Annotated in this window: 25 protein-coding genes; 16 read left to right on the top strand and 9 right to left on the bottom strand. The window is 53.7% G+C overall.

Annotated features, from left to right (window positions below; translation table 11 throughout):
• The 7 genes from PsAD46_RS24710 to PsAD46_RS24680 all read left to right on the top strand — a co-directional run bounded on the left by PsAD46_RS24710 (window position 1) and on the right by PsAD46_RS24680 (window position 7,425).
• Window positions 1-1,065: a flagellar motor switch protein FliG gene (locus PsAD46_RS24710; protein WP_057463631.1), complete on the top strand. Its 1,065-nt coding sequence runs from the start codon at window positions 1-3 to the stop codon at window positions 1,063-1,065.
• A 36-nt stretch (window positions 1,066-1,101) separates the two neighbouring features.
• Entirely contained in the window at window positions 1,102-1,782 is a 681-nt protein-coding gene (locus PsAD46_RS24705; protein WP_063308074.1) for a FliH/SctL family protein, read from the top strand.
• Window positions 1,783-1,863: 81 nt separating this feature from the next.
• Window positions 1,864-2,181 carry a flagellar motor switch protein FliN gene (gene fliN / locus PsAD46_RS24700; protein ID WP_057463671.1) on the top strand — a complete coding sequence of 106 codons (318 nt, stop codon included), beginning with the start codon at window positions 1,864-1,866 and terminating at the stop codon, window positions 2,179-2,181.
• Window positions 2,182-2,212: 31 nt separating this feature from the next.
• Window positions 2,213-3,586 (top strand): sigma-54 dependent transcriptional regulator, encoded by a 1,374-nt coding sequence (locus tag PsAD46_RS24695; RefSeq protein WP_063294006.1) that lies wholly within the window; start codon window positions 2,213-2,215, stop codon window positions 3,584-3,586.
• Window positions 3,587-3,605: 19 nt separating this feature from the next.
• Window positions 3,606-5,780, top strand: a complete 2,175-nt coding sequence (flhA, locus tag PsAD46_RS24690; protein WP_057463628.1) for a flagellar biosynthesis protein FlhA — start codon at window positions 3,606-3,608, stop codon at window positions 5,778-5,780.
• A gap of 94 nt (window positions 5,781-5,874) precedes the next feature.
• Entirely contained in the window at window positions 5,875-6,483 is a 609-nt protein-coding gene (locus PsAD46_RS24685) for a GNAT family N-acetyltransferase (protein WP_063308073.1), read from the top strand.
• A 312-nt stretch (window positions 6,484-6,795) separates the two neighbouring features.
• Window positions 6,796-7,425, top strand: a complete 630-nt coding sequence (locus tag PsAD46_RS24680; RefSeq protein ID WP_063290061.1) for a hypothetical protein — start codon at window positions 6,796-6,798, stop codon at window positions 7,423-7,425.
• Between the two features lie 79 nt (window positions 7,426-7,504).
• On the opposite strand, the gene PsAD46_RS24675 is transcribed toward PsAD46_RS24680, so the two are convergent.
• On the bottom strand, window positions 7,505-8,440 hold the full coding sequence (locus PsAD46_RS24675) for a metallophosphoesterase (RefSeq protein ID WP_084404529.1): 936 nt from the start codon (window positions 8,438-8,440) through the stop codon (window positions 7,505-7,507).
• Window positions 8,441-8,966: 526 nt separating this feature from the next.
• Between PsAD46_RS24675 and PsAD46_RS24670 the strand changes: the two genes are divergently transcribed.
• Together PsAD46_RS24670 and PsAD46_RS24665 are read left to right on the top strand one after the other, a co-directional pair.
• Window positions 8,967-9,371: an NUDIX domain-containing protein gene (locus PsAD46_RS24670; protein WP_063308143.1), complete on the top strand. Its 405-nt coding sequence runs from the start codon at window positions 8,967-8,969 to the stop codon at window positions 9,369-9,371.
• Between the two features lie 323 nt (window positions 9,372-9,694).
• Window positions 9,695-10,270 (top strand): N-acetyltransferase, encoded by a 576-nt coding sequence (locus tag PsAD46_RS24665; protein WP_063308072.1) that lies wholly within the window; start codon window positions 9,695-9,697, stop codon window positions 10,268-10,270.
• A gap of 59 nt (window positions 10,271-10,329) precedes the next feature.
• Here the strand turns inward: PsAD46_RS24665 and PsAD46_RS24660 are convergent, their stop codons facing one another.
• The 4 genes from PsAD46_RS24660 to PsAD46_RS24645 are packed head-to-tail and all read right to left on the bottom strand — an operon-like array spanning window position 10,330 to window position 17,221.
• Complete coding sequence (locus PsAD46_RS24660; RefSeq protein WP_063308071.1) at window positions 10,330-12,414, bottom strand: hypothetical protein; 2,085 nt, start codon at window positions 12,412-12,414, stop codon at window positions 10,330-10,332.
• Window positions 12,415-12,451: 37 nt separating this feature from the next.
• The gene (locus tag PsAD46_RS24655; RefSeq protein ID WP_208982018.1) at window positions 12,452-15,262 is read right to left on the bottom strand and encodes a DUF4159 domain-containing protein; all 2,811 of its coding nucleotides are present in this window, start codon (window positions 15,260-15,262) and stop codon (window positions 12,452-12,454) included.
• Window positions 15,259-16,185 carry a DUF58 domain-containing protein gene (locus PsAD46_RS24650; protein ID WP_063308070.1) on the bottom strand — a complete coding sequence of 309 codons (927 nt, stop codon included), beginning with the start codon at window positions 16,183-16,185 and terminating at the stop codon, window positions 15,259-15,261. The genes PsAD46_RS24655 and PsAD46_RS24650 overlap by 4 nt, the downstream gene beginning before the upstream one ends.
• A 22-nt stretch (window positions 16,186-16,207) precedes the next feature.
• Complete coding sequence (locus PsAD46_RS24645; RefSeq protein WP_063308069.1) at window positions 16,208-17,221, bottom strand: MoxR family ATPase; 1,014 nt, start codon at window positions 17,219-17,221, stop codon at window positions 16,208-16,210.
• A 506-nt stretch (window positions 17,222-17,727) separates the two neighbouring features.
• On the opposite strand from PsAD46_RS24645, the gene PsAD46_RS24640 reads away from it, so the two are divergent.
• The 6 genes from PsAD46_RS24640 to PsAD46_RS24615 all read left to right on the top strand — a co-directional run bounded on the left by PsAD46_RS24640 (window position 17,728) and on the right by PsAD46_RS24615 (window position 22,100).
• Window positions 17,728-18,297, top strand: coding sequence for a DUF1285 domain-containing protein (locus PsAD46_RS24640; protein ID WP_244273251.1), 570 nt, complete (start codon window positions 17,728-17,730; stop codon window positions 18,295-18,297).
• Between the two features lie 27 nt (window positions 18,298-18,324).
• On the top strand, window positions 18,325-18,945 hold the full coding sequence (locus PsAD46_RS24635) for a CoA pyrophosphatase (protein WP_084404528.1): 621 nt from the start codon (window positions 18,325-18,327) through the stop codon (window positions 18,943-18,945).
• Window positions 18,945-19,217, top strand: coding sequence for a DUF6111 family protein (locus tag PsAD46_RS24630; protein WP_208860182.1), 273 nt, complete (start codon window positions 18,945-18,947; stop codon window positions 19,215-19,217). The genes PsAD46_RS24635 and PsAD46_RS24630 overlap by 1 nt, the downstream gene beginning before the upstream one ends.
• Window positions 19,214-20,434 (top strand): CCA tRNA nucleotidyltransferase, encoded by a 1,221-nt coding sequence (locus PsAD46_RS24625; RefSeq protein ID WP_063308066.1) that lies wholly within the window; start codon window positions 19,214-19,216, stop codon window positions 20,432-20,434. The genes PsAD46_RS24630 and PsAD46_RS24625 overlap by 4 nt, the downstream gene beginning before the upstream one ends.
• Window positions 20,431-20,874, top strand: coding sequence for a DUF1284 domain-containing protein (locus PsAD46_RS24620; RefSeq protein ID WP_244273245.1), 444 nt, complete (start codon window positions 20,431-20,433; stop codon window positions 20,872-20,874). The genes PsAD46_RS24625 and PsAD46_RS24620 overlap by 4 nt, the downstream gene beginning before the upstream one ends.
• Before the next feature lie 173 nt (window positions 20,875-21,047).
• Window positions 21,048-22,100, top strand: coding sequence for a Tim44 domain-containing protein (locus PsAD46_RS24615; RefSeq protein ID WP_063308065.1), 1,053 nt, complete (start codon window positions 21,048-21,050; stop codon window positions 22,098-22,100).
• Window positions 22,101-22,278: 178 nt separating this feature from the next.
• On the opposite strand, the gene PsAD46_RS24610 is transcribed toward PsAD46_RS24615, so the two are convergent.
• Window positions 22,279-22,710 (bottom strand): organic hydroperoxide resistance protein, encoded by a 432-nt coding sequence (locus PsAD46_RS24610; RefSeq protein ID WP_063308064.1) that lies wholly within the window; start codon window positions 22,708-22,710, stop codon window positions 22,279-22,281.
• Window positions 22,711-22,891: 181 nt separating this feature from the next.
• On the opposite strand from PsAD46_RS24610, the gene PsAD46_RS24605 reads away from it, so the two are divergent.
• Window positions 22,892-23,362, top strand: a complete 471-nt coding sequence (locus PsAD46_RS24605) for a MarR family transcriptional regulator (protein ID WP_208982017.1) — start codon at window positions 22,892-22,894, stop codon at window positions 23,360-23,362.
• A gap of 3 nt (window positions 23,363-23,365) precedes the next feature.
• Here PsAD46_RS24605 and PsAD46_RS24600 read toward each other — a convergent pair whose 3' ends face one another.
• The 3 genes from PsAD46_RS24600 to PsAD46_RS24590 form a co-directional block, all read right to left on the bottom strand.
• Window positions 23,366-23,839 carry a PAS domain-containing protein gene (locus tag PsAD46_RS24600; RefSeq protein ID WP_063290051.1) on the bottom strand — a complete coding sequence of 158 codons (474 nt, stop codon included), beginning with the start codon at window positions 23,837-23,839 and terminating at the stop codon, window positions 23,366-23,368.
• A gap of 80 nt (window positions 23,840-23,919) precedes the next feature.
• Window positions 23,920-24,903, bottom strand: a complete 984-nt coding sequence (locus tag PsAD46_RS24595) for an EamA family transporter (protein WP_063308062.1) — start codon at window positions 24,901-24,903, stop codon at window positions 23,920-23,922.
• 2 nt (window positions 24,904-24,905) lie between these two features.
• Complete coding sequence (locus PsAD46_RS24590) at window positions 24,906-26,030, bottom strand: AAA family ATPase (protein ID WP_063293995.1); 1,125 nt, start codon at window positions 26,028-26,030, stop codon at window positions 24,906-24,908.
• Between the last annotated feature and the right edge of the window lie 108 nt (window positions 26,031-26,138).

The following is a 26,138-nucleotide window of genomic DNA, read 5'->3' as shown; positions in this document are numbered from 1 at the left end:
ATGAGTGAGGAGATACAGCCGCAGGAATCGACAGCACAAGCCTTATCAGTCTCATCTGGAATAGCTGAACGAGAGCTTGGAGGTGCAGAGCGCGCAGCCGTTCTGCTCTTGGCGCTTGGGCAGGAGTATGGGAAGGCCATTTGGGCTGGGTTGGATGAAATTGAAGTGCGTCAGGTTTCCAGCGCAATGGCGAGTCTGGGTCCTGTTACACCGACCATGCTTGAAGAGCTGTTTGTTGACTTCCTGAAGCGGCTTTCCACCCGTGGTGCGTTGAACGGCAACGTGGATGTTACAGAGCGCCTGCTGAACTCTTTCCTGCCAACTGATCGTGTTGCGATCATTATGGAGGAAATTCGAGGTCCTGCAGGTCGGAACATGTGGGAGAAGCTTTCCAACGTTCCTGAAAACGTTCTGGCAAACTATCTGAAGAATGAGTATCCGCAGACCATTGCGGTGGTTCTTTCCAAAATTCAGAGTGACCATGCGGCTCGCGTTCTTGCGCTGCTGAATGAAGAGCTGGCGCTGGATGTGGTGAACCGTATGCTGCGTATGGAGTCTATCCAGAAAGATATTCTGGAGAAGGTTGAGCAGACATTACGGGTCGAGTTCATGTCGAACCTGTCTCAGACCAGCCGTCGTGATAGCCACGAGATGATGGCCGACATCTTCAATAATTTCGACAGGCAAACCGAAGGCCGCTTTTTGGCAGCACTGGAAGAAGATAGCCGTGAGTCTGCAGAGCGTATCCGCAATTTGATGTTCACCTTCGAGGACCTGTTGAAACTAGATTCCGCTGCCTGTCAGACCTTGCTTCGCAATGTTGAGAAGGATCAGCTGGCCATGGCTCTCAAAGGAGCTTCTGAAACTGCTGTTGTGTTCTTTACGGCCAACATGTCATCGCGTGCAGCAAAGATGCTTCAGGAAGACATGGAAGGTATGGGACCAGTTCGATTGCACGATGTAGATGAGGCGCAAAGCTCACTTGTACTGAAGGCGAAAGATTTGGCAGCCACTGGTGAAATCAGCATTAACAAGAAGAAAGGAGAGGAAGAGTTTGTCTACTAATCGTTCCTTTTCTTCGCGATCACCGGAGGCTCGCTGATGGTTACTGTGATGCCTCAAGGTGCTGTGCGGCGACGCTTTTTGTTTGATACTAAATCGATCGATGAGGCTGAGGCCGCAGCAACAGTCGAAGACGTCCCTCCGGTGGAACCTACTATTACAGTTGCTGAGCATAAGCAGCTTTTAAAAGCAGCTGAAGAGGCCGCGTTTGTTCGTGGTGAGATGAAGGCCCGGCAGGCCATTGCCGAGCAGCAGACGCTGAGTGCGCAGGAAGAGCTGGTGGTGTTGCGGGAGCGACTTGAAGTTGCTCTGGGTGATCTTGAAAGCCAGATCCGCGCTCAAGAGCAGAACCTGGTTTCCATGTGTTTTCTGATTGCGCGCCGTCTTTGCAGTCACCTTATTGCGCGTGAGCCGCTTGCTGAAGTTGTGGCATTGCTTGCTGAATGTCTGGCTCCTTTGCGCAAGATCCCTCAGATTTTGATTGAGGTGCCGACAGAAGATACGCATGCGCTGGAAGACATGGTTGACGGTCTGGTTTTGAACAGCAGCTTTGAAGGCAAGGTGCATGTTGTGAAGTCAGAGAGCATGTCGCGCGGTGATTGCCGGATTGAATGGCCGGATGGTGGAATTATTCGTGATCGTCGCAAGACGGTTGAGCATATTGAACAAGTCATAAAATCTCATTTCGACGCCCGTGAGCGAGCCAGTCGAGCAGCGTGATTTTAGTTTTTGCCTATGACCGTGCTGGCTATGGCCGGTGCGGGATCAGAAAGGTTGATTATGAGCAGTGATGAACAGGGAATGGTGCTGGACCAACACCAGAGTACCCAGCGCGCTGGTGGCCTGGATGAAGAAGGTGCAGGCGGCATTAAAGCAGCTGAGGATTTGGAAGCTGTTTTTGATGTTCCGGTCCAACTGGCTGCTGTGCTTGGGCATACAAAGATGAAGGTTTCCGACCTTTTGCATTTGGATACCGGGATCGTTATGGAACTGGACCGGAAGGTGGGCGAGGCCATCGACGTTTACGTGAATAACAGGCTGATCGCGCGCGGAGAAGTTGTGCTCGTGGAAGATAAGCTTGGTGTCACCATGACTGAAATCATCAAGGCGGATAAGTGATTGTCATGGGGCGTACTGGAAAGGAACTGACATGCGGCTCTTGATCGTTGGGACCCTTGGCGGTCAGCTGACGACCGCAACCAAGATCGCGATGGAGCGGGGGGCATCTGTTACCCATGCGCCTGGCGTTCTTGAGGCCATGAAAGTCTTGCGTTCTGGTCAGGGTGCGGATCTTTTGATGGTTGATGTCAATGAAGATATCGGTCAGCTGGTAGAACTGACAGAACGCGAGCGTATCCATGTGCCACTCGTTGCGTGCGGGTTGGGAACGGATGCGCGCGCGGCTGTGTCTGCCATTCGGGCTGGAGCAAAGGAATACATTCCGCTGCCTCCTGATCCGGAGCTGATTGCTGCTGTGCTGGCGGCTGTTACGGAAGAGCGTGAAGACCTGATCTATCGCGACGCGGCCATGGCAAGTGTGATCAAGCTGGCAGAGCAGGTGGCTCCATCTGATGCATCGGTTCTGATTACGGGTGAGTCCGGGTCCGGTAAGGAAGTGATTTCCCGCTTCCTGCACAGCAAGTCCAGTCGTGCTGATAAGGCGTTTATCTCCATCAACTGCGCTGCAATTCCTGAGCATCTTCTTGAATCCGAACTTTTCGGCCACGAGAAGGGCGCCTTTACCGGTGCTGTTGCGCGCCGTGTTGGCAAGTTTGAGGAAGCCAATGGCGGCACCTTGATGCTTGACGAGATTTCCGAGATGGATGTTCGTCTGCAAGCCAAGTTGTTGCGGGCTATTCAAGAGCGGGTGATTGACCGTGTTGGAGGCAGTCGTCCGGTACCGGTCGATATTCGCATCATCGCGACGTCCAACCGTGATTTGGCTGAGGAAGTGCGCAATGGTGGCTTCCGCGAGGATTTGCTGTACCGCCTGAACGTGGTGAACCTGAAACTGCCGGCGCTGCGAGAGCGGCCAGCAGATATTCTGGAGCTGGCAAGTCACTTCATTGAAATTTATGCCAAGGCGAATGGTACTAAGGCACTGCCGGTTTCTCAGGAAGGTCGTCAGCTTCTGTTGGCCAACCAATGGAAAGGAAATGTACGCGAGCTGGAAAACACCATGCACCGTGCTGTTCTTCTTTCTTCTGGTAGCGAGATTGATGCAGACGCTATTCGCATGCCAGATGGATCTCCAATTGCCATGGGGTCTGGACAGCAAACGGCTTCGCGCGCGGCCCATGCAGCTGAAGCCGTCTCGCGCGATATGGTCGGGCGTACTGTTGCTGATGTGGAGCGTGATCTCATTTTGGATACGCTGGATCATTGTCTGGGGAACCGTACGCATGCTGCAAAGATCCTTGGCATTTCGATCCGCACGCTTCGCAACAAGTTGAACCTTTACACCAAAGAGGGTGTTGAGGTTCCAGGGCCAGGCGAAGCACGCGCTGGCACTGCAGACGCATAAGAACGGATAGGGCGCGGCGATGTCTGAAGAGACAAATACAAAAGCGGCTCAAGGAGGAAGCGACAGCGCTCCTTCTGCTGCTCGCGTGCCCGGACTAGGTGCAGCTGGTGGTTCAGCCTTTTTCCAAGACCTTTGGGGCGCCATAAAGCAAGGCGACCTTGGGCTTGCTGCAGGTGTGATGGTCATCCTTGTGATGCTCATTGTTCCGATGCCTGCGATGCTTCTGGACATGTTTCTCGCGATTTCGATCATCTTTTCAGTGATGATCCTGATGGTGGGGCTGTTCATTCAGAAACCGCTGGAATTTTCCGCATTTCCGACTGTGTTGTTGATTGCGACCATGTTGCGACTGTCGTTGAATATGGCGTCGACGCGACTGATTTTGGCACACGGACATGAAGGAGCTGACGCAGCCGGCAATGTGATTGCAGCGTTCGGTAGCTTTGTGATGGGCGGTAATTTCGTGATCGGGATTATCGTCTTTGCAATCCTTGTGATTGTGAACTTCATCGTTATTACAAAGGGTTCTGGCCGTATTGCTGAGGTTTCTGCCCGCTTTACGCTGGATGCAATGCCCGGTAAGCAGATGGCGATTGACGCGGATCTGGGTGCGGGCCTGATTGATGAGGAGACTGCACGGACCCGTCGTAAAGAGCTGGAGTCTGAATCCACCTTCTTCGGCTCCATGGATGGTGCCTCTAAGTTTGTGCGTGGTGATGCTGTCGCCGGTCTGATGATCACGTTCATCAACGTGATTGGCGGCATCGTTATTGGTGTGATGCAGCAGAACCTGACGTTCGCTCAAGCTGCCGAAAACTATACGCTGCTGACGATTGGTGATGGCCTGGTCTCTCAGATTCCTGCGCTGATCGTTTCCACTGCTGCGGGTATTCTTGTTTCTAAAGCGGGTGTTGAGGGTGCGGCCGATAAGGCTCTTGTCCGGCAGTTTACCGGCTACCCAAAAGCGCTTGGCATGTCTGCGTTTGTGATGGTCGTGCTGTCGTTCCTGCCGGGTATGCCGATGTTGCCGTTCCTAGCATTGGCAGGTGCTGCTGGTTATCTGGCGCGGCAGGCAAGTAAGAAGCATGCTCGCGAAAAAGCGGTGGAAGTGGCTGCAAAAGTTGAAGCTGAAGTGCCGGATGAGCCGCAGGAAGCGCCGATTTCCGACAGCTTGAAAATGGATGTGCTGCGGATTGAGCTTGGCTATGCGCTGCTGCCAATCATCAATGGGCGTAATAAGCAGGAAACAGATCAGGTTACGGAGCAGATCAAAGCGCTGCGCCGTCAGATTGCCTCTGATATGGGCGTGATCATGCCGTCAGTGCGTATCCTTGATAACATTCAGCTTGGCGCGAATGATTACATGATCAAGGTGAAGGAAGTGGATGCTGGCGGCGGTTCTCTGTTCCCGAACCAGTTTATGGTGATGGACCCTGCTGGTGGGCAGGTTCGCCTGCCGGGGACGCATACCACAGAGCCAACCTTTGGTTTGCCTGCGACCTGGGTGGAAGCGCAGTATCGGGAAGAGGCCAATCTGCTTGGTTATACGGTGGTTGATCCTGCGACGGTTATTTCCACGCACCTGACGGAGACAATTAAGTCTCACATTTCCGAGCTCCTTACCTACGCAGATGTTCAGGTTCTGTTGAAGAAGCTGGATGAAGAGCAGTCCAAGCTGGTGGAAGATATTGTTCCGACCCAGATTTCCATCTCTGGAATTCAGCGTGTGCTGCAGGCGCTGCTGGAAGAGCGCATTTCCATCCGTGATTTGGGAACAATTCTGGAAGGGATTGCGGAGGCGATTGGTTCAACGCGGAACCCGAATGCCATTGCTGAGCATGTGCGTACCCGTCTGGCGCGCCAGATCTGCTCTGCCAATCAAGCGCCTGGTGGTTATCTGCCTTTGATCAGCCTGAGCCCTGTATGGGAGTCTGCATTCCTTGAAAGTATTATCGGGGATGGGGATGATCGCCAGCTAGCGATGGCGCCTTCCAAGCTGCAGGAGTTCGTTGGTTTGGTTCGTGATGCTTATGATGCGGCGGCCAATCAGGGTGAAGTTCCTGTGCTGTTGTGCTCAGCTCAATCGCGGCCATTCGTGCGTTCCATTGTTGAGCGTTTCAGAGCGCATACGTTTGTTATGAGCCAAAACGAAGTTCACCCGCGGGCGCGACTGAAAACAGTGGCAACCATATAGGATCTCAAGTGTTTCGTGAGATTGGAACACTTGCAGCCTTTCCTTCTTCCCGCTACCCAGAGTGCATTGTTTCTTCCTAGTTTGAGAGAGTGGTATGGCGCATATTCAACTGGATCTTGATGGATACACAGACCTGCCAGAAGGCAAAGTCGCGACTGTGGTGACGCATCTGGAGATGTTGGAGAAGCCTGCTCTCAAACCGATTGATCGTCCTGACCTCACGCTGGAACGGGCCGGCAAGATCGATATCACCGAGTATAGAGCTCTCTTTAAACGTGTGGGTGAGCCGTGGCTTTGGTTTGGTCGTTTGGTGATGAATGATGCTGAGCTGGAGGCGACGCTGAGCAGGCCGACCAATGAGTTTTACTGGGCTATGAAGAACGGTGAGCCTGTGGGGATGCTTGAGTTGGATGTTGCCAAGGAAGACGAAGTCACACTGAGCTATTTCGGACTTGTGCCAGAAGCTGTTGGCGGTGGTGCTGGCCGCTGGCTGATGAACCACGCGATCAGCAAGGCCTTCTCGCGTCCTGAAGTGAAGCGCTTCTGGTTACACACATGCACAGGGGATAGCCCACAGGCACTGCAATTTTATCTGCGCAGTGGCTTTAAGCCATTCAAGCGGTCCATTGAAGTTGCTGATGATCCGCGTCTGAATGAGATTCTTGATCGATCCTGCGCTCCTCACATTCCTTTTTTGCCATAGGGCAGAGCAGGTTGATGGGCTGGACCTTTCGGTTCGCTTGATAGACACGCATATGCTTGCATTGGTTTTCTCACCTAACCTTGGAGTTGTGCGGCAGAAACCCCTCAGGGTTGGTGTTGGAAAAGTGCCCCAAAACGGGACAGTTAATGAGGTTTCATTAGAGTTTTATCTAGGATGTGTTAGTTTCCTTTTACCATGTACCTTTGATTAATCGTGGAAGATGTGTGAGGGCTGCACGCAAACCGATTGGTTGTACGTAGGTTGGGGGGCGGTTGAAACGGGGTGTGTTCAACCGAATATTCGGGAGCTGCCATGTCAGAACTACATGACAACGTTGTGCCTCATGAAAAGGTGCGGTCGCTGAGAGATAGTATTCGCAAAGTGCGTGTTGCGGAGATGGAACGGACAGACGTTGTTGTGAGCCTTCAGGAGAGCGAGAAAGCACGCCTTGAACTGCTCAGCGAAGAGCTGATTGATGTGTTCAAGGAAGTTCCTGAAGACGACGACCAGTTTGCCTTCCAGATCGTTCCCGGTACCCAGCCTCGCCTATGGATCGACATGACCAGTCATGTGTTAATGGGTCGTGATCGCCATTCTTACCGCTTTGTGAAGGAGACTCGTCTGGGGCGGATGGTGTTGCTTGAAACCGCTGATATTGACGATATGGCGGACTGCATTACCGAATATATTGCCGAGCGGATTATTGAAAAGGAACGTGCGCTGGAAGCAGACTGGATGCTCAATCGCATTCGCCAGCAAGATGTTCCAACAGGCAAGAGGCTGGACCAGCTTAAACAGGAAAACGCAGGCAGAGCTGTTGCAGCCAAGCGCAATAAGGCGCGTGACTTCTTTATTCTGATCTGCGGGCTTTTGCTGGGAACTGTTATCGGGGCGGCGGGGCTTGTAGCTCTGGCTTTATATGCGAACCCTTTTGCGGGTTAAGCGCTGTCTTTGTGAGAGGCATCAGTATGCCTCTCTGTCTTTTAATCTGAAAACGAGCCCCACGTCTTAGGTACAGGTTTTACGCTGCTTGCCTTAAGCTGGGTATGGACAGATCATGCTGTGCGATGTGATGCACGCCTTCTCCTGCTGTTGTAAAACCGCGCTCTTCCATGATGCATGACCAACCGTCGCCATCTTTTTCAATGGTGAAGAGATTGTAGCGAGCAGGTGGCTTATGGCCACTCAGGCCATTTGATGCGGATGGAACGCAAATTACAGGCACCGGGCCTTCCGGCCCGTTGATTTCCATACGGGTCGCCCGGTGGGTGTGGCCATGCAGAACCAACTCCGCGCCATGTTCTGCAATGATGTTGCGGAAACGGCTGGAGCCTACCAAGCGCTTGTACCAGGCTGTGGCGTTGCGCACAGGCGGGTGATGCAGCATGACAACGCGGAAATCACCGCGCTCTTTTGCGCGTCGCAACTGGTCTGCCAGCTCGCGCAGCTGGTTGCTGCTGATGTGGCCTGTGGCCATGAAAGGGCCCGTTGCTTTGGCCGTGGAGAGGCCAACAATCGTGACGTGGCCTCGTCTGCGGGCAAATGGGAAGTGCGGATCAGTTCCCAGAGGCGGTGTCAGCCCCAAGCCCGGATCGCTTTGCATGTATGGACGCCAAGCGCCGTAGGCTTGCTTTAAAGCGCCTGGGACATAGGCATCATGATTGCCTGGTGTCAGGGATAAAGTCTCGGGAGAGCCAACGGTTGCGAGCCAGTCTTTGGCTCCAGCAACCTCTTTGGGCAGTGCGATATTGACCAAGTCTCCGCAAAGCGCAATATGATCCGGCTGTTGTGCATGGATATCGCGGATCAGCGCATCAAGATAAGAGTTGGTCATTGCATGGGCGCGGTTGCGCCGCCAATTTATGTAGCCAAGAATACGCTTCGAGACCAACTGGACTGGCTGAACGTCCGGCAATGGACCCAGATGTGGGTCAGATATATGTACAAGCTTAAACATAGCCTGCGCATCATCGCTGCATTGCGCCTGAGGTCAAGGAGTTTTCCTTAATTCTGGGAATTACCCTCAAGCGCCTTTAACAGATCGGCAATGCTGACTTCCAATTTGCCTTAAAGGCAAGAAGATGGACGCAAAACAGCAGTGTCGTGGGTGTTTGCTGAATTAACTGCTGGTGCCCAATGGAAGCGTTTTGTGCGACGGAAACGAGCGAGAACTTTAGTAAGCATGACGTGTTACTCCTGCGATTTGGGAAACGCGGATTGGGTGTCTATTATAAGTAGGTGATGGGGCCGCCCTGATTAATTTTTGGGCGTATGCTTATTCTTTGATCTCTTTCTACGCCTATCCTGTGGGTTGTGTAGTGTTAGTTTTGCAAGGGTGGTATGCACTTTTTGCATAAATGATATTTCAGAATATAGTGCTGTTATATCAAATGGTTATATTGATTGTGAGGCCAGACGTGGCAAGCTTTAAGACGCGAATTATCAATATTCTGGTGCAATCGGCGGCTCTTTTGAGTCGTGGAATGACGATGGGCGCGCGCGTTGCGGCATTTGATGCTGAAAACCGAGTCCTTCTCGTACGTCATCAATATCTGCCGGGCTGGTATTTTCCTGGTGGCGGTGTTGATTCCGGGGAGACGATGACGGAGGCCGCTCGCAGGGAGTTGGCAGAAGAAACGGGGTATGGATGCGGACCGGATGTGGCATTGCTTTCCATGCATCTTAACCGCGGAGGAACTGGCCGGGACCATGTCGGCCTCTTTAAGGTGAGCTTGACTGAGCAAGATCCGAACTGGAAAAGACCGGCTCTGGAAATCTCAGATTTACAGCTGTTTGCGTTGGATGCCCTGCCTGATGATGTGAGCCCGGCGACGCTGCGTCGTCTGCAAGAAATTGCGGGTGAAGCTGAGCCTGATCCCTATTGGTAGTTGTTTTTCAAGGACCTACGTGCCGGTGGCCTACAACTAACGAATACGCATCTGCACTTAGTTTTGTGCTTTACGACAGAAAATTTGCGTGTTAGTTAGTCAGGAGAAATTATATTTCGTGTGCTCTGGCATGCGATAGACCGAGAAACTGGGGTGTGAGCCTTATGGCTATTTGCTGGGAACAGCGACGACGAATGAACGCGCGGGACTTGCTCTCGCGTGGTGCATCGTGCCGTCCTTTTCTCAGTGTGCTCCCAACATCGGTATAACTGCCCGAGCCACACGGATCGACGGTCTTCCTCCTTCGATTTGTGGTATGTGACATGATAGTTTCAAAATGGCTGGTGCGGCAGGAAGCCCCAGCAGATTTCTCCGAAATTGAGCAGATGCAAGTAGAGGCGTTTGGCCCTGCGCGGTTTGAGCGGACGGCGTTCAAGATCCGTGAAGGCGTTCAACAAGCTTCTCAGTTATGTTTTGTTGGAGAACTCAACGGCGAGATTGCCGGGTCTGTGAAACTCACTCCCATCATGATTGGCAATAGCCAGAGCATGTTGCTGGGACCTTTGACCGTAAAGGCTGCCTATAAAGGGCAGGGGCTGGGTCGTCTTTTGCTGACGACTGTTGCAAATGAGGCCAAAGCGCAGGGCGTTCAGTCCATTTTGCTGGTTGGGGATCATCCTTACTATGGGCCGCACGGATATGAGCAGGTGCCTCATGGGCAGATCACGTTGCCGGGGCCTGTTGATTTGGATCGGTTACTTGTTTTGAAACTGCAGGGCGGGCAAATGCCGACTGGTGCTGTGGTTGGTGGCTACGTGAAGCCTGCGTTGGTTGCCACAAAGCAGAGTGACAGCCAACTGGTGGACGTGATGCAGGGCTCGCTGGCAATGGCGACTTGAAAGACTGAGCAGGATAATTAATTCATCCCACAGATCCCTTTTCCATCTAAGATGTTTTTCTATCGTCCTTCGCGGTACCAAGTGAACGACAACAGCCCTAACAGCAAGGCAAGGCCGAGAAAGCCGATGAGAAGCGGATAGCGGTCTATGCCATTCAAGATGCTGGCGTCTGTTCGTTTGATACCGATCCAGCCGTTTCCATGATATTGAGCGGATGAACGCTGCGCGATGACATTGGGCAGGGACAAGGATGCGCCGTCGTCACCGCCGATCCGCAAAGCTGTACCACCTGTCTGTTCTGTGATGCCAGAGAGTTTGTCTGTCGTTGAAACCACTTCCAGAAACTCTCTCGGATTTGGCGGGCCGACATTAATCAGTGCTGTATGTGCGCCATCGGTTGCTGAATAAAGGCCGAGTTCTTCCACTTTGACGGAGGCGGTCCAATGTCCTGATGTGTCCTGTATCAGCTCCAGCTGCTCAGTTTTACCGGAGGGCGTTGTAAGTGTGACCGGATCAACCAGATTGGCGAGGGTTTGTCGCTCTGTCAGCAGGTTGGAACCGCGTAAAGACAAGCGCAGGGCTTCCTCTTCCAGATCAGGTTCCTTCATGAGCCAATGGGCCAACCTGCGCAGAAGCGGGACGTGTGGTCCTCCGCCCTCATAGCCTCTTGCCCAGAGCCAGACATGGTCAGACAGCAGGGCGGCAACGCGGCCTTTGCCGACGCGGCTGAGGACGAGCAGCGGCTTATCGCCCAGCGCAGTCATGATGGGTTGGCCTTCTTGCACATTTGCACCGACGAGGCGGAACCATTTGCTCCATTGGGGCGGGCTTTCACCTGCACCGGGCAGATCGCGAGTTACCGGATGGCGCAGGCCGAGTTCTGAGACATTGGCAAAGAAGGGTTCTTCAAAGACTTCACCAGTTGGTGCGGCTGGAAGCACGCGGCCCAGCGGGGTTCGGAAGATGCTGTTGGCTTCTGCGTAGTCAGGACCACCTGCAATGAGGACTGCGCCGCCGTCACTGACGTATCGGGCGATGTTGTCGAAGTAGAGCAGGGGGAGGACGCCGCGGCGTTCGTAGCGGTCGAAGATGATGAGGTCGAACTCGTCGATCTTAACGGAGAACAGCTCACGGGTTGGGAAGGCTATCAGAGACAGCTGGTTGATTGGGGTTCCGTCTTGTTTTTCCGGTGGCCTCAAAATGGTGAAGTGGACGAGATCGACGGAGGCATCTGATTTGAGCAGGTTGCGCCATGTGCGCTCGCCTGCATGGGGAGAGCCGGACACCAGCAGGACGCGGAGATTTTCGCGAACGCCATCAATGGTGACGAGGGCGCGGTTGTTCAGTGGTGTCAGCTCGCCATTGAGTGCTTCCACCTCAAACTCATAGATGTTCTGGCCGCCATGTTCGATCTCAACTGCGATTTCTGCCGGATAGCCTGAAGAGATAAACTGCTTGGACAGGATATCGCCGTTGCGGCGGACTATGATTTCAGCGCGGTTGCCGAAGGGCTGCGGAGTGCCTTCCTCGATCAATTCCAGTTGGACGACCTGTGTTGAGCCAACCAGACCAAAGCGCGGGGCTTTGGCGACTTTCAAACGGCGATCAAACTCGCCGTCACGGCCTGAGATGAGCGCATGGACCGGAGCTGAGAAGCCGAGCTTTTCTGCAGTGGCTGGTACATCATGTATCTGACCATCGGTGATCACGATGGCTCCGGCTATTCTCTCTGGCGGGACATCAGCCAGTTCATTGGAGATTGCGGTGAAGGCGCGGGTGCCATCACCGCTTTCCATGGAAGTATCATTGAGAGAGACCTGCCGCAGATCAATGCCGTCAAGGGCTTTAAGTTGATTGACGATACCCTCTCGCGCTGCCTCAGTCAGCTCTGCACGGTTTTCCAGTTGCTGGCTTTGGCTGTTGTCTGAGACGACAACAACGGTACTTGGGAGGTACTCCCGATCCTCTCGTAAGACCGCCGGATTGAGCAGGGCCAGAACCAGCAGAGCCAAGGCGGCGGAACGGATCAGGGCGCCGCGCATACCGACGAAGAGGAGGTAGGCACAGACCAGAGCTATGATCACTCCAAGCGCGATTATTGCCGGAAGGGGCAAAAGCGGGTCGATGGAAAGAGACCATGTCATGTGTGTAGCTGTGCTCCGCGTCTTGTTTGCTGGCCTACTATTGGCCGATACGTTCCAGCAGCGCAGGGATGTGGACCTGATCTGCCTTGTAGTTGCCTGTCATGGTGTACATGAGGATGTTGATGCCCACCCGCGCCGCCATCTCGCGCTGGTTGCCATCAGCAGGAATGGTTGGGTAAAGGTAGTTTCCTTGCGTATCAATGGCCCATGCTGCAGCGAAATCGTTGCCGCTGATCATGATGGGGGACACGCCATCGCCTGCGCGGACTGGGCGGCTGCCATCTGAGGTGGTTGCGCTGGCTTGTACCCACATGGGGCTTTGGTTGTAGCGGCCGGGGAAGTTATCCAGAATGTAGAAGGTTTTGGTCAGCACGTGGTCTTGCGGAACAGGTTCCAGACTAGGAATGTCCAATCCGCGCAAGAGTTGCTGAAGCTTCAGTTTGTTTGGTGAGTTTGATCCTGTTCCAAACGCATCTCTTGTGTCGAACAGGATTGTGCCGCCGTTGCGCATGTAGGCACTGATCCGCGACATCGCCTCAGGGTTTGGCATCTGCATGCCTGCATCAATGGGCCAATAGATAATTGGGAAGAAGGCCAGTTCATGGCTTTGCAGATCCAGACCCACCGGAGCTTCAGGCTCCAATGCTGTTCTGTCGGTTAGTAATCTGGTGAGGCCGAACAGTCCGGCTCGGCTGATTTCGTCCACCTCTGGCACGCCTGTCTTTACATAGGCGAGGCGGGTGTCTAATGAAGCGTCGAGGGCGAACTGTTCTGCGTTGTCTTGTGCCTGCGTTTTATCAGCACCTGTCAGGCTCAGGCTGGAGGCGATGAGCAAGAGAATAGCGGCCTGTGTGAATTGGCTGCGGCGTAGTTTACCAGAGAGCCAGAGCAGGGCGAGCGTATCCAGCAAAGCCAGCAGGATTGCGATGGAGAAGAACCAGCCACGAAGGTCCAGCGGTTTTTCTGAGGGGTAGTCGAGTATCTTTGCCATGGACAGTGGTTTGAGGTCTAACGGGATCAGATTATCCTCATCTTCCATGAGGTTGAGTGCGCGTGCTGCATCGTCGGTGCCGTAGAGACCTGGGGGGGTATCGCGGCCTGGATGGGTGGTTGCAAAATCGCGCTCCAGAATAGGTTTGTGACTGGCAGAGGGTGGTGTGAGTTTGCCATAGCCATCCAGCATTTTGAGCAGAGGCAGGGCGGAGGCTGATGTTGTGCCATCAGCTTCATCATCCGGATTGAAGACTGCCGTTGAGGAGATGCTTGTGATGGCCCGCAGCATATCCACAAACCCACCGGAAAGAGGCAGGTTGGACCACTTGGTATCAGGGGTGACATGGAACAGGACAATGGTTCCGTTGCCGTGTTTCTTGGCCGTGACGAGAGGCGTACCGTCTTCCAGTGAGGCCCATGTTCTGTCAGGCAGGTCTGCGGTTGGTTCTGCGAGCACCTGACGGTTTACGGTGACGTCCTTAGGCAGAACGATAGAACGGAACGGGCTGTTTTCTGAAAAAGACTTGAGTGCCTGTGGTTCTTTCCAGGAGAGAGAGCCACCCAGTTTGCGGTCGCCCAGACGGAGAGCAACAGGGATGAGTGAGTCTTGTTTTTCCGGGAGTTGCGGACCTGCGAAGCGTATCAGTGTGCCGCCTTTGGAGACCCAGCTGGCGATGTCAGCCTCTGTGGTCTTGGGCAGTGTGCCGACTTCAGCAAGGATGAGAACGGAGATGCCTTTGTCAAAGTAGTCGGAGATGGCTGTGGTGATATCTGTGCTTTTTGCTGGTGGAAGGTCTGCAAAAGGGGCAAGTGCACGTTCCAGATAGTAAAGTGGCGAGAGCAGAGGCTGAGAGCGGTCGGCGAAACCGCCGGCGAACAAGCCGACTTTTCGGCGGCGCCATTGTTCATCCACGAGCACAGTGCTGCCAGCGCTGGACTTACCAAGAATTGCGAGTTTGGTGATGTCGTTGCGCAGCTCTGACGGCAGCTCCAATGAAATTTCGGCGGCGCTTTGACCTGCTTTCATCTGGATGGTTTGTTCTGCAATAGCGCGTTGCTTGCGATCGAAGGCGCGGACCGTCAATGTTTCTGCCAGTGGTGCTGGGTGGCGGAGGACTGTGGTCGTCATGGCGCCAGTGGTGTTTTGCAACTGTTTAAGTGCGTAGACCGGGGTGTCGGAGCGGTAGATAAGGAAAGAGCTTTCGCGCACGTCTGACGCTCTGGCAATGCTGGCTAATCCCCGTGCAAAGCTTGTGGTGGATGGTTCCTCAAGCGGTGATGAAAACCAAAGGATTGCACCGGGCGCGTTTTGCTCTGCTTGCTTTTGCAGGGTAGGAATGAGTTCTGACCGGGCGGCTTGCCAGCCTTGAGGTGTCAGTGCGCGAAGCTGGTCGGCAACCTCCTGCGCACTGGACAAACGCAAGGGCTGGGCAGGGCCATCTGCTGTTGTCACCAGCATGACGGTTCTGTTGTTCTGCGCTGCACCGTCTACCATGAGTTCCGCCATACGGATTTGGCGGTCCCAATCTGCTGAGGCATCCCATCCATTGTCGACGATGATCCAGAGTGGGCCTGTTTTGGGCTCTGCAATATCCAGAGGTTTCCAGACGGGGCCAGCCATAGCGATGATCAGGACCGCAGCCAGCATAAGGCGCAGCAGGATCAGCCACCACGGGGTGTGTTGTGGGGTTTCCTCTTTGTTGCGAAGAGACAGCAGGAGGCGCAGAGGTGGGAACTTAACGTGGGCAGGTTGAGGTGGTGTGGTGCGGAGCAGCCACCACAGAACGGGAAGAGCTGCGAGTGCGGTGAGTACCCACGGTGCTGCAAACCCAATTGGGAGAAGAGAACCGATCATCGCAGGTCTCCTCTCATTTTGTGCTGTGGGGCGTCAGCCAGACGGGAATGGAGCAGCATCAAGGGCTCGACCGCTGGGCGGTCTGTGTGGTGCAGGGTATAGCTCCAGCCGAATTTGCGGGCGAGAGAGCTGATCTGATCCTTATGCGCGGCCAGACGAAGCAAGTACTCCTGTTGCCAGGTTTGTGCGCGGCCTGCTTTGAGCTGCTCTCCGTTTTCCGGGTCTTCGAATTGGGTTGGGCCTGTGAAGGGGAATGTCTCTTCAATCGGGTCCAGAAGCTGGATGAGGTGGCCTTTAGCGCCTGTGCCGGCGATGTTGGCCATCCACGCTTCCAGCTTTTCCGGTGGGTCGAGCAGGTCTGAGAAGAGTACAATCTCAGAAAAACGGCGGATTCCTTCAGGGTTGGGTAGCGTTGCCTCAGGGTTCTCGTGCACCAGAGTTTCTGCGATGGTTTGCATTGAATTTCTACTGGCCAGTGGCCTTGTCAGGCCAGCCAGACCGACGCGTTCGCCAGCTTCATTCAAGGCATAAGTCAGAGCCAGCATGAGCAGCAAGGCGCGGTCGCGTTTGGAGGCGGTGGCTTGTCTGCTTTGGAAGCACATGGAAGCGGAAAGGTCTGCCCAGACCCAAATGGTTTGGGCTGCTTCCCATTCGCGCTCACGCACATACAAATTGTCGTCGCGGGCGGAGCGGCGCCAGTCAACTTGCTGGGCTGCCTCACCAGAGAGGAAAGGGCGGAACTGCCAGAAGGTTTCGCCGGGGCCTGCTCGGCGGCGACCATGCCAGCCAGAGGTGACATTGGCTGCAATGCGTCTTGCCTCAACCAGCAGCTCTGGCAAGGTACCAGCAATGGACTGCGCTTCGCCCGTTAAGCCGAAGATGTTTTCCTGTCTGTCTTGAGGAGCGGTCCTCGAAGATAACATATGCGATCCTGTCGGCTTGTTGTTAGGCGATGCGTTCTTTTATGTCTTTGAGCAGTTGCGGAATGGTTTTTCCGTCGGCTCGTGCGGCAAAGGTGAGAGCCATGCGGTGTTGCAGCACAGGTTCGGCCAGAGACATGACATCGTCAACGCTTGGAGACAGGCGTCCATCTGCCAAAGCACGGGCACGAACGGTCAACATAAGTGCCTGACTGGCGCGCGGTCCTGGCCCCCAGGCGATGTATTGGGCGAGATCATCAAAGCCATCTGCTTCGCCGGGGCGGGCTGCTCTGACCAGTTTCAGGATAGCGTCCATGACGGTTTCGCCCACCGGAATGTGGCGCACAAGTTGTTGCATCTCCCGCAGCTCTTCAAGTTGCAGGACCTGTTTGGATTTGGCTTCTGTCGCCCCTGTGGTTTCCAGCAGAATACGGCGCTCTGCATTTATGTCCGGATAATGGACATCAATCTGCATGAGGAAACGGTCGAGCTGTGCTTCCGGAAGAGGGTAAGTGCCTTCCTGTTCAAGCGGGTTCTGAGTGGCCAGTACGTGGAAGGGGGCAGGCAGATCGTGGTGATGGCCTGCGATTGTGACGTGGTATTCCTGCATGGATTGCAGGAGAGCGGACTGGGTTCGCGGGCTGGCGCGGTTGATCTCGTCTGCCATTAGTAGCTGGGCGAAGACCGGGCCGGGAATGAAGCGGAAGGAGCGTTTGCCATCCGGGGCTTCCTCCATCACTTCAGAACCCAAAATGTCCGAGGGCATAAGGTCTGGTGTGAACTGGATACGGCTGGAATCGAGGCCGAGCACTGTGCCCAGAGTTTCCACCAGTTTGGTTTTAGCAAGACCGGGAACACCAACAAGCAGGCCGTGCCCGCCGGAGAGAATCGTCACCAATGTGCGTTCGACAACGCTTTCCTGACCAAATATGGAACGGGCGATTTCCTCTTTTGCCTGTCGGATTTTCTCACAAGCCGCCTCTGTGCGTGCGACTATATCCTCTGGTTTGGGGGGCATGCCTGTCATATTGGTGTTCATCGCTGCTCTCTTTTCGTCGCGCGTTGCAACCCTGCCTAGCTCACCTTTGCATCATACTCGGTTTTAAAAAAGGCGATCCCTAGCAAATTTATAGGCCTGTACTTTTCAGCAATAGGCTGACTATGCAGGCAGAAGTGCAATGCAAGGCGCGAAAGCCAGTTTCAAAATGTTTTGATATGATCGGGGTCAGAGCATCCCTGGGTTATAGTTTGGTTGGCTCTACCCTAACGGCATTTCTGTGAACAGATAGTGAGTCTGAGGGCCGAGATTCTGTTTGCCCCTGAGAATTGAGAGCATTGCGCACGTAATAGAGACCACCAATGACGTCTCTTATTTTGCTGCGTCGATGCTTATCGCAAAGGTATAACTTGGCGCGGGCTTTGAGGGAGGGTAGCGTTAGAGCTTGCGTGACACCATATTACCCCAATAGTGGTGTGTTCCGATGTATTGGTAGAATGACCGTGGTGAGCGAATTAACAGAAAAGAGCATTCCGGAAATCAACGAGATGCCGAAAGGTCTTCAGGCTTTGATTTCGCGTGCAGGAAAATCAAAAAGCCTGCCTCCTATCCATCTTTGGAACCCGGAGTTCTGCGGTGATCTGGATATGCAGATCAAGCGGGATGGGTCCTGGTATTACATGGGCACGCCTATTCAGCGTGAGGCTCTGGTGCACCTGTTCGCGACTGTTTTAAAACAGGAAGACGACGGGAAGTATTATCTTGTCACGCCCGTTGAGAAGATTGGCCTGAGCGTTGAAGATGCACCGTTTGTGGCCGTGGAGATGGACATTCACCAGCAGGACGGAGAGCAGGTGATCACCATCCGGACCAATTGCGGTGACGTTGTTGAAGCTGGGCCTGATAACCCGATCCGGTTTGTGCAGCAGGAAGAAGATGGCGGGCTGAAGCCTTACATCCTTGTGCGTGACCGATTGGAAGCGTTGTTTGCGCGGACACTGGTTCATGAGCTCGCGCCGCATTTGCAAGAGCGTGAAGGCGAGGGTGGACGGATTGTTGGCATTGAAAGCCATGGTGCATTCTTCGTGGTGGATACGGTCCAAAACCTTGGATTTTAGGAAGAGACATTAGGACGGCGTATTATCTTGTCTGAGTTTACAGCAGAGAATTTCAGATCTCGGGTGATGGACCGGTTGGCCGGTCAAGCCCGTGAGCCTGCAGGAGATCACATCCTCAATCCGGATATTCCTGATTATGGTGAGGATCTGGAGCAGGTACGGGATGCTGCTGTTCTGATCGGTATTGTTGACCGGGGGACAGAGGCGTCCATTCTTTTAACCCAGCGTACTGCGCACCTGCGTTCTCATGCAGGGCAGATTGCGTTTCCTGGTGGCAAAATTGATGAGGATGATGACGGGCCTGTGGGTGCAGCTTTGCGAGAGGCGCATGAAGAAGTTGGCCTGGACTCTGACTTAGTAGAGATTTTAGGTGATCTTGGCGATTACTACACGGGCTCCGGGTATCGGGTCGTGCCGGTTCTTGCGACAGTCAAACCTCCGTTGATCCTCTCTCCCAATCCGGCAGAGGTGGATGAAGTATTTGAAGTGCCTTTGTCTTTTCTGATGAACCCTAAGAACCACCAGAAAAAAAGCGGAGAATTCAGAGGCAAAACGCGCTACTATTATGCCATGCCGTTTGAGCAGCGTTACATATGGGGTGTCACCGCTGGCATCCTGCGCGTGCTTTACAATAGGGTTTATGCCTGATGATACGAATGCTCCTGACACATGGGTTGTTGTTCTTTGTTCCTTTTATCGCCTACGCGGTGTGGGTGATGGTTGTGCGCAAGGCAAAGAAAGACAAGCGATTTCGCGATGGCCCGATGTTGTGGTTGAGCATCAGCGGAATAGCTCTTGTCATCGCCAGCCTGATGCTGCTTGCAGAAACAAGCCGCGCACCTCTTGGCTCGCAATACAGACCAGCGCAAGTGGTGGATGGTGAGTTCGTTCCAGGTGGATACGAGACTCCTCAAAAATGACTAGATTACAACAGAGCGGCTGGCTGGACAGTGTTGCTGTTCAGAGGGCTTTTGACGTTCTGGAACAAGACGGTGATGTTGCGCGTGCCGTTGGTGGAACTGTGCGCAATTCCCTACTTGGTGAAGTGGTGGATGATGTTGATATCGCCTGCACTGCCTTGCCGGATGTGGTGCTTGCCAGAGCGGAAGCTGCTGGTGTCAAAGCCATCCCAACTGGTGTTGATCATGGAACGGTGACGCTGGTTATTGATCGCCAGCCAATTGAAGTGACCTGTCTGCGTGAGGATATTGAAACGCACGGACGCCACGCGACGGTTAAGTTTGGGCGGGACTGGACGAAAGACGCGCAGCGTCGCGATTTCACAATGAATGCGCTTTACGTGGACCGTCATGGTGAACTGTTTGATCCGCTGGGCGGTCTGGATGACTGCCTCAACCGGCATCTGCGGTTCATTGGAGATGCGCGTGCGCGTATTCGTGAAGATTATCTGCGGATCCTACGGTTCTTCCGGTTCTTCGCGACTTACGGGCAAGGGGAGATCAATGCGGATGGGTATGCTGCCTGTATTGAGTTGAAAGATGGCCTTTCTCACCTTTCCAAGGAGCGTATTACCAAGGAAGTTCTGAGAACGTTGTCTGCATCGCGTGCTCTCGATTCTTTGCTGTTGATGGAGCAGGGCGGAATCTTGCAGCTCATTTTGGGTGGAGAGGCTGCGAGCTCTCGTTTAGCACGCTTGTTGGACCTAGAGGATTTACCTGAGGTAGCTCTCCAGCCGGTGTTGCGGCTTGGTGGTGTTGCAGGACCGCAAGTTGCTGAGCTCCTGCGCCTTTCTAATGTGCAGAAGAAAGAGATTGAGGTTGCTGCTGATATTGCGGAGGTGCTGCATACACGCGGGCAGAGCAAACAGCAGTTGAAGGCGTTGTTGGTTGCTCATGGAACAGATGCTGTTGTTGATGGCGTTTTGACAGCATGGATGAATGATGTTGTGCAGATTGAAGCAGAGCTGAGAGAGCTGTTGGCCTTTGCGCAGAACTGGGAGATCCCGAGCTTTCCGCTGACAGGCAAGATGATGATTGCTGGGGGGATTCCAGCCGGACCTGATATGGGTAAGGCGATGCGGCTGGCACAGCGGATCTGGGCTGATGCGGATTATCAGCAATCTGCTGAGAGTTTGCTGGAGCAGGTGAAAGTGCTGCTGGCTGATGAGGTGAAGTGATCATTAGTGTCAAGCTGCGTGGTCATCACTTGCTATGCGTGCTTACATTCATTGGGCACGGCTATTCTCCTGCGTTTTCCAAGAACTACGAGGCTGTGGTGAAGCGCCTGAATGCGGGAGAGGCTGCCCAACTGGTTGAGGGGCCGGATGAGATTTGTGCGGTTCTGATTAGTGAAGAAGAGCAACCGCATTGCTTTAATTGCAGTGTGGTGGAGCGTGATAAAGCGGCTGTGACGTTGATCTCTCGTCTGCTTGGGACTGAGCTGCGTATTGGCGATGAGCTTGTGCTGAGTTCGCATTTGGTCACCAAAATGCGGAAAGCATATGCTGAGGGTGTTTTTAAGAAGGCCTGCCAAAACTGCGAGTGGGTGGAGTTTTGTGATGAAATCTCCTCATCTGGCTTTGAAAAAGTCCATCTTCGCAATCCAATGAAACTTTGAAGTCGTTTGCCTTTGTTTTGAGGGGCTTAAGCTGCTTCAGCATTTTTCATTGGTGCGTATTCTTGTCTGAAAACCGGCTTCCACTTTTCGGGAATGCAGTTTGGTCTTCAAATTTTAACAGAATGCCCCCATATGGAGGGCAACATGAGTTTAAGGGCAGGTTTAGGGGTTACATGCTTGCATTGAATAAGTTTCCAAAGTTTCTCACACTCTTGGTGTTTTCGATCGGTCTGATCTTTGTGACGGCTGACTTTGCAGAGGCAAAGCGTGGGTTCAGTTTCGGTAGCCGCGGTTCACGCAGTTACTCAGCTCCAAAAGCGACCAAGACCGCACCAAAGACGGCTCCGGTTCAGCGGACCATGACACCTAACAACGGCACTAACACAGGTGCGCAGCAGCAGAATGCCGCGGCAGCCTCCAAGGCAGCTGCAGGCCAGCGCCGTGGTTTGTTTGGCGGTGGTTTCCTCGGGTCTATGCTCGGTGGATTGGCACTTGGTGGATTGCTGGGCATGTTGTTCGGTTCCGGGTTCGGCGGTATGGCCGGGTTATTCGGTATGATCATGCAGGTGCTGCTGATCGGCGGTGGTATCATGTTGTTGATGCGCTTCTTGCGGGGACGCCAACAGCCACAGGCCGCTGGTGCTGCCCATGGATACCAGCAGGAGCCACAGCAGAACCAGTCGTTCAGCTTTAATGATGCGGGCGCGCAGGATGCGCCGCGTCGTTCAGGGTCTTCTGGCATTCCGAACACTGGTTTTGGTGGTGGTCAAGCGCCTCAGTTTGAGGAAAAGCCTGTCTTTTCTACCGAAGTGGATGATGAAATCGGACTGACTGCGGATGACTTTGATGCGTTTGAGGCATTGCTGACAACCGTCTGGACTGCTTACGGCTCTGAAGATTACGGTAAGATCCGCGAAATCGCGACGCCTGAAATCATGGGCTACTTTGCTGAGGAACTGGGCAAGGCTGCGTCCAACGGTCTTGTCAATGAAGTGCGCGGCATCAAGCTGCTTCAGGGTGATCTGAGTGAAGCCTGGCGTGAAGGCGACAAGGACTATGCGTCTGTCGCAATGCGCTATGAGGCCATTGATGTGATGCGTGAGCGGGCCAACAACAAAGTGGTTGAAGGCAATCCGGATGTACCGGAAGAGCGGACAGAGATCTGGTCGTTTGTTCGTGATGCCGGTGAGAGCTGGAAGCTCTCAGCTATTCAACAAGCTGATTAATCAGAGCAGATAATAGAAATTGGAAAGGGGCCTCATGGGCCCCTTTCTCTTTAATGGTTCGATGGGTCTTGTGCTGCTAAAGCAATTCGCGTTTTAGCTGATACGCTTGATCTGCTTTAGCTTTTGCTTTTTGCGTATCTATCTCCGAAAACCGATAGGCACTTTTAGGAGATACGCTTTAGGTTGCGACAGAAAGCTTTACATCGATGTTGTTGCGGGTTGCGTTGGAATATGGGCAGACCTCATGCGCTGCAGCGACGAGTTCTTCTGTCTTGGCTTTGTCCATGCCCGGTACGGTAACAGCCAGAGCAATTTCCAGACCGAAACCACCTTCGGAGCGTGGGCCAATTCCAACGGTCGATTCTACATTTACGTCTGCAGGCAGAGCGATGTCAGACTGCTGAGACGCTACAAACTTCATAGCTCCGATGAAACATGCGGCGTATCCAGCAGCGAAGAGCTGCTCTGGATTGTTGCCTTCACCACCTGCGCCACCCAGTTCTTTTGGGGTTGCAAGTGTCAGTTCCAGAGCACCGTCCTTTGTTTTTGCAGTGCCGTCCCGGCCACCGGTAGCAACTGCGCTTGTTTCATAAAGAACGTTAACTGGCATTTGGTATTCCTCGTTGTTGTTATGTATCGTGCACGATTAAATCCTATGCGATATAGTTAAGAAGAAATGTGGGGTGCTGTCAATCAAAACGTGAATTAATCGTGTGCGATTTAGTTTGACGGCTTTTATATTGATGGGTAGAACGGGGAAAGAGGATGTTACTCAGGACTGGAATACGGTGATGGCCGAGAAGAAATCTGAAGAATTTCAAGGCTTTGGTTTAGATCAGCATTTGTGCTTTGCCATCTATAAGGCCAACCACGCCTTCAATCGGTTTTATAAACCGGTGATGAAGAAGCTTGGGGTCACGTATCCGCAGTACATCACTTTGCTTGCTCTTTTGGAAAAAGACCATCAGCGCGTCTCCGAGTTGGGGGAGCGCCTGTTCCTTGAGTCGAACACTCTGACACCGTTGCTTAAGCGCCTTGAAGAATTGGGCTTTCTTGCTCGTGCGCGCTCCAAAGAAGATGAGCGGCAGGTTATTGTTAGCCTGACGAAAGAAGGGCGTGATTTGAGTGATGGCGTGATTGACGTACAGCACTGCGCTTTTTCCAATCTGGATGTGCCGGTAGAAACCATTGGCCAACTGGTTGAGCAGCTTAATGACATTCAGGAGATGTTGACGGAAGCCAAAGAGAAGGTTTCCAGCTAAAGATCAGCTGTCTGGTAGCATCGCTTTTTCAAAGGGATCGCGGCCATGCTGATCATACAGGCAGCACAGGTCCTGCACTTCTTCCTTTAACAAGACAAACTGAGAAAAGCCGACGAGCTCTCCGTCAACGTGGATTGGGGAGACGGTGACGAGAATGGTGGTGGTTCCGTATGGATTGGCCACATAACGCACCGGGTCTTTGCGGCCATCTTTGAACAGCTGCAGCATGGCATCAAACCGCGGGTTGGTGATGGCGCGGCGGTGGTTTTCTTTTACATTGTGCCCGATGTGGCGGGGCTGGCGATCCAGATTTTCTGAAGCCCATTTGTTGTAGTAGAGCAGCTTGCCGTCTTTATCGATGATGGTGACACCGATGCCTGCTTCCTCCAGCAAGCGGTCAGCCCAGCCTGACAGTCTCCACGCTTCCAGAATGCGTTGTTCAGTGACTTCCGGCAGTTCGCTCTTGTTGTCAGTCATGTTCGCTTACTCGCTGTTCGCCCAAACCTTAGCGAAGGCGAGTAAGCAATTGCTTTCAGAAATACTCGGGTTTTCTAAAGCTATGAGAATGCGGCGGCTGTTTTGAACTTGCGCTGGCGTGCCCAGAGAATGCCCAGTGAACCCGCTGTCATGATGACGCCTGCCAGGATGGCGATTGGATCTAGTAGGGTCTGAGGCAGATAGCCAGCTTTGTCAGCGATGAGCTCAAACAGCAATGAGGTGAACGGCAGGGCGGCGATTGTGGCAACGTAGTTCTGACTGCCAACCAAATTAATCGCCTGCATGGACAGGAACATTGACACACCGCGCAGGGTTATGCCGACACAAATGGCCGCGAGCCACATGGTTGGGCTCCAGACCTGTGTCAGGTCGATGAGCGGCAGGTTGTTGGTCCAGTCCGTTGCTTGCTGTGTTGCTGCAGGGCCATCGGTGATGAGAGAGAGGGCGGCGAGGGCGATGAGCATGATCAACGCGCTGGCCACCAGCATGACACCGCTGAGCGAGGCACGTTCCTTCAGATCATCTCCCTGATTTTGCGGGTGGAATTCAGCGATAATAACGGAGGCAACCACTGCAAATTCCGAGAAGATCATCAGATAGACGGCGGGGTTGGAGTAGGTGCCTTCCAGCGAGGAGATCAACAGAACAACGCCAAGAATAATGATCAGATGACCGGGCAGTTCCAGAGCGGTGGGGAGCCGGAAAAACAGGAGAGCAAAGGCGAGCGCTGAAAACGGAACGGAGACAAGGCCGAAAAAGCCTGCGTTCGCCGCACTGATGTACAACAGTGAGGCTGTGAAACAGGCTGCGGAGAGGACACGGGCAACCCCGTAGGCCCAGGTGTAAGGGCTCTTGAGCGCATCCATTGTTGCGCCCAGCTTTCGGCTGACGGCGATGAGGAACAGGCCGCCAAACATCAGCTGAATGATAGTGAAGATCCATGGATCAAGATTGTAAGTAAGCAGCAAGCCTTTGCTTATGACAATCAGAAACGCCCAGCTTACCATGGTGGCAAGGCAGACAATCAAGCCCTTTGGGGTCAAACTTAGTACTCCTCTCCGACGAATTCGCCGGTGATTTTCAGGCCATCAATTCCGGTCTGGCCGTTTTCTTTATAAATGCGCCTTGGGTATGCCCCTGCATGATTGGCAATATGATCAGCAAGTTGCTCAGAATGTGTGACGAGCCAGATCTGGCTGCGCTCTGAGGCTTTGGCAATGACTTTGGCGAGTGGTTCCAGCAAGTCAGGATGCAGGCTGGCTTCGGGTTCGTTGAGGGCAATGAAGGAGGGCAGGCGGTAGGACAACATAGCGCCAAGCAGGGCGAGATATTGCAATGTGCCGTCCGACAGTTCCTGAGAGGGGAAGGGGCGGCGGATTTCCGGTGTCTGTAATGCGAAGCGGCAATCCTGCCCATTGGCTTCGATGATCAGCTTGCTGTTGGGGAAGGCATCATCGACCGCTTCCTGGAGATAGAAGGTGTCCTTGCGGATTTCCTTCAGCGTTGCGAAAACCGCTGCGAGATCGTTGCCGTCTGATGAGAGCGTTGGGGTGGTGACATTGGGGCTTGGACGACGTAACAGGCTGTCCCGATCACTGCGGAAGGTGTGGTAGAAACGCCAGTCTGCAATTGCGCGGCGGACCAGATCTAACTCCGGAAACTGGCTGCCATCGCGAATGCTGGCGAGGGCCGTCTCGGAAGGCAGAAGTTCGTTGTCGTAGGTTACTTTGCTGCCGTTGCTGGCGCGCAGAAAGGCACTTGGGCCTTTGCGGTTCATCAGCACGACAGACTTGGAGCCTGTCAGAAGGTTTAGTTCTTCTTCTCTCACCATGGTCTCATAGGGCAGGGCGGGATCAGAGATCGGGTTGGGCAGACCCAGCTGGATGCGGTAGGAAAGATCCCCCAGATCGGCACGCAGGATGATGCGCTTCTTTTCGTGGGTTTTCAGCTCTCCTGCCCACATGACGCTGTCTACGCCGCCTTCCTCTGAAACGGCGCGGGTGATACGGCCCAGTGCGGCTTGCTGTAGAAGTTCAAGCGACTTGTAGAGGTTGGTTTTACCGACGCCATTGTTGCCGACAAACACGTTGACGGCACCAACTCGCATGAACAGCTTATGTACGGATCGGTAATTCTCAATACCGATCGCCGAGAGAGGGGGCATAGACATCTGGTGAAACTTTTTTGATATATCTTCGGTAGGTATGGTTGAGAATAAGCAGGTTGGCTCACGAATGTAAATTGAACCGCGGCGTTCATGCACCGGAAATTCACGTTT

Source organism: Pseudovibrio sp. Ad46, assembly GCF_001623065.1.
Classification (GTDB): Bacteria; Pseudomonadota; Alphaproteobacteria; order Rhizobiales; family Stappiaceae; genus Pseudovibrio.
This window is presented reverse-complemented; position numbering and strand designations above follow the sequence as displayed.

Bases quoted from the DNA above. Each gene is read 5' to 3' on its own strand.
- PsAD46_RS24625 (WP_063308066.1), top strand. From the start codon at position 19,214: ATGACTAGATTACAACAGAGCGGCTGGCTGGACAGTGTTGCTGTTCAG.
- PsAD46_RS24660 (WP_063308071.1), bottom strand. From the start codon at position 12,414: ATGACATGGTCTCTTTCCATCGACCCGCTTTTGCCCCTTCCGGCAATA.
- PsAD46_RS24655 (WP_208982018.1), bottom strand. From the start codon at position 15,262: ATGATCGGTTCTCTTCTCCCAATTGGGTTTGCAGCACCGTGGGTACTC.
- PsAD46_RS24665 (WP_063308072.1), top strand. From the start codon at position 9,695: ATGATAGTTTCAAAATGGCTGGTGCGGCAGGAAGCCCCAGCAGATTTC.
- PsAD46_RS24615 (WP_063308065.1), top strand. From the start codon at position 21,048: ATGCTTGCATTGAATAAGTTTCCAAAGTTTCTCACACTCTTGGTGTTT.
- PsAD46_RS24590 (WP_063293995.1), bottom strand. From the start codon at position 26,030: ATGTCTATGCCCCCTCTCTCGGCGATCGGTATTGAGAATTACCGATCC.
- flhA (WP_057463628.1), top strand. From the start codon at position 3,606: ATGTCTGAAGAGACAAATACAAAAGCGGCTCAAGGAGGAAGCGACAGC.
- PsAD46_RS24670 (WP_063308143.1), top strand. From the start codon at position 8,967: ATGACGATGGGCGCGCGCGTTGCGGCATTTGATGCTGAAAACCGAGTC.
- PsAD46_RS24645 (WP_063308069.1), bottom strand. From the start codon at position 17,221: ATGAACACCAATATGACAGGCATGCCCCCCAAACCAGAGGATATAGTC.
- PsAD46_RS24695 (WP_063294006.1), top strand. From the start codon at position 2,213: ATGCGGCTCTTGATCGTTGGGACCCTTGGCGGTCAGCTGACGACCGCA.
- PsAD46_RS24640 (WP_244273251.1), top strand. From the start codon at position 17,728: ATGCCGAAAGGTCTTCAGGCTTTGATTTCGCGTGCAGGAAAATCAAAA.
- PsAD46_RS24600 (WP_063290051.1), bottom strand. From the start codon at position 23,839: ATGACTGACAACAAGAGCGAACTGCCGGAAGTCACTGAACAACGCATT.
- PsAD46_RS24680 (WP_063290061.1), top strand. From the start codon at position 6,796: ATGTCAGAACTACATGACAACGTTGTGCCTCATGAAAAGGTGCGGTCG.
- PsAD46_RS24605 (WP_208982017.1), top strand. From the start codon at position 22,892: ATGGCCGAGAAGAAATCTGAAGAATTTCAAGGCTTTGGTTTAGATCAG.
- PsAD46_RS24630 (WP_208860182.1), top strand. From the start codon at position 18,945: ATGATACGAATGCTCCTGACACATGGGTTGTTGTTCTTTGTTCCTTTT.
- PsAD46_RS24710 (WP_057463631.1), top strand. From the start codon at position 1: ATGAGTGAGGAGATACAGCCGCAGGAATCGACAGCACAAGCCTTATCA.
- PsAD46_RS24705 (WP_063308074.1), top strand. From the start codon at position 1,102: ATGGTTACTGTGATGCCTCAAGGTGCTGTGCGGCGACGCTTTTTGTTT.
- PsAD46_RS24610 (WP_063308064.1), bottom strand. From the start codon at position 22,710: ATGCCAGTTAACGTTCTTTATGAAACAAGCGCAGTTGCTACCGGTGGC.
- fliN (WP_057463671.1), top strand. From the start codon at position 1,864: ATGGTGCTGGACCAACACCAGAGTACCCAGCGCGCTGGTGGCCTGGAT.
- PsAD46_RS24675 (WP_084404529.1), bottom strand. From the start codon at position 8,440: ATGTTTAAGCTTGTACATATATCTGACCCACATCTGGGTCCATTGCCG.
- PsAD46_RS24650 (WP_063308070.1), bottom strand. From the start codon at position 16,185: ATGTTATCTTCGAGGACCGCTCCTCAAGACAGACAGGAAAACATCTTC.
- PsAD46_RS24685 (WP_063308073.1), top strand. From the start codon at position 5,875: ATGGCGCATATTCAACTGGATCTTGATGGATACACAGACCTGCCAGAA.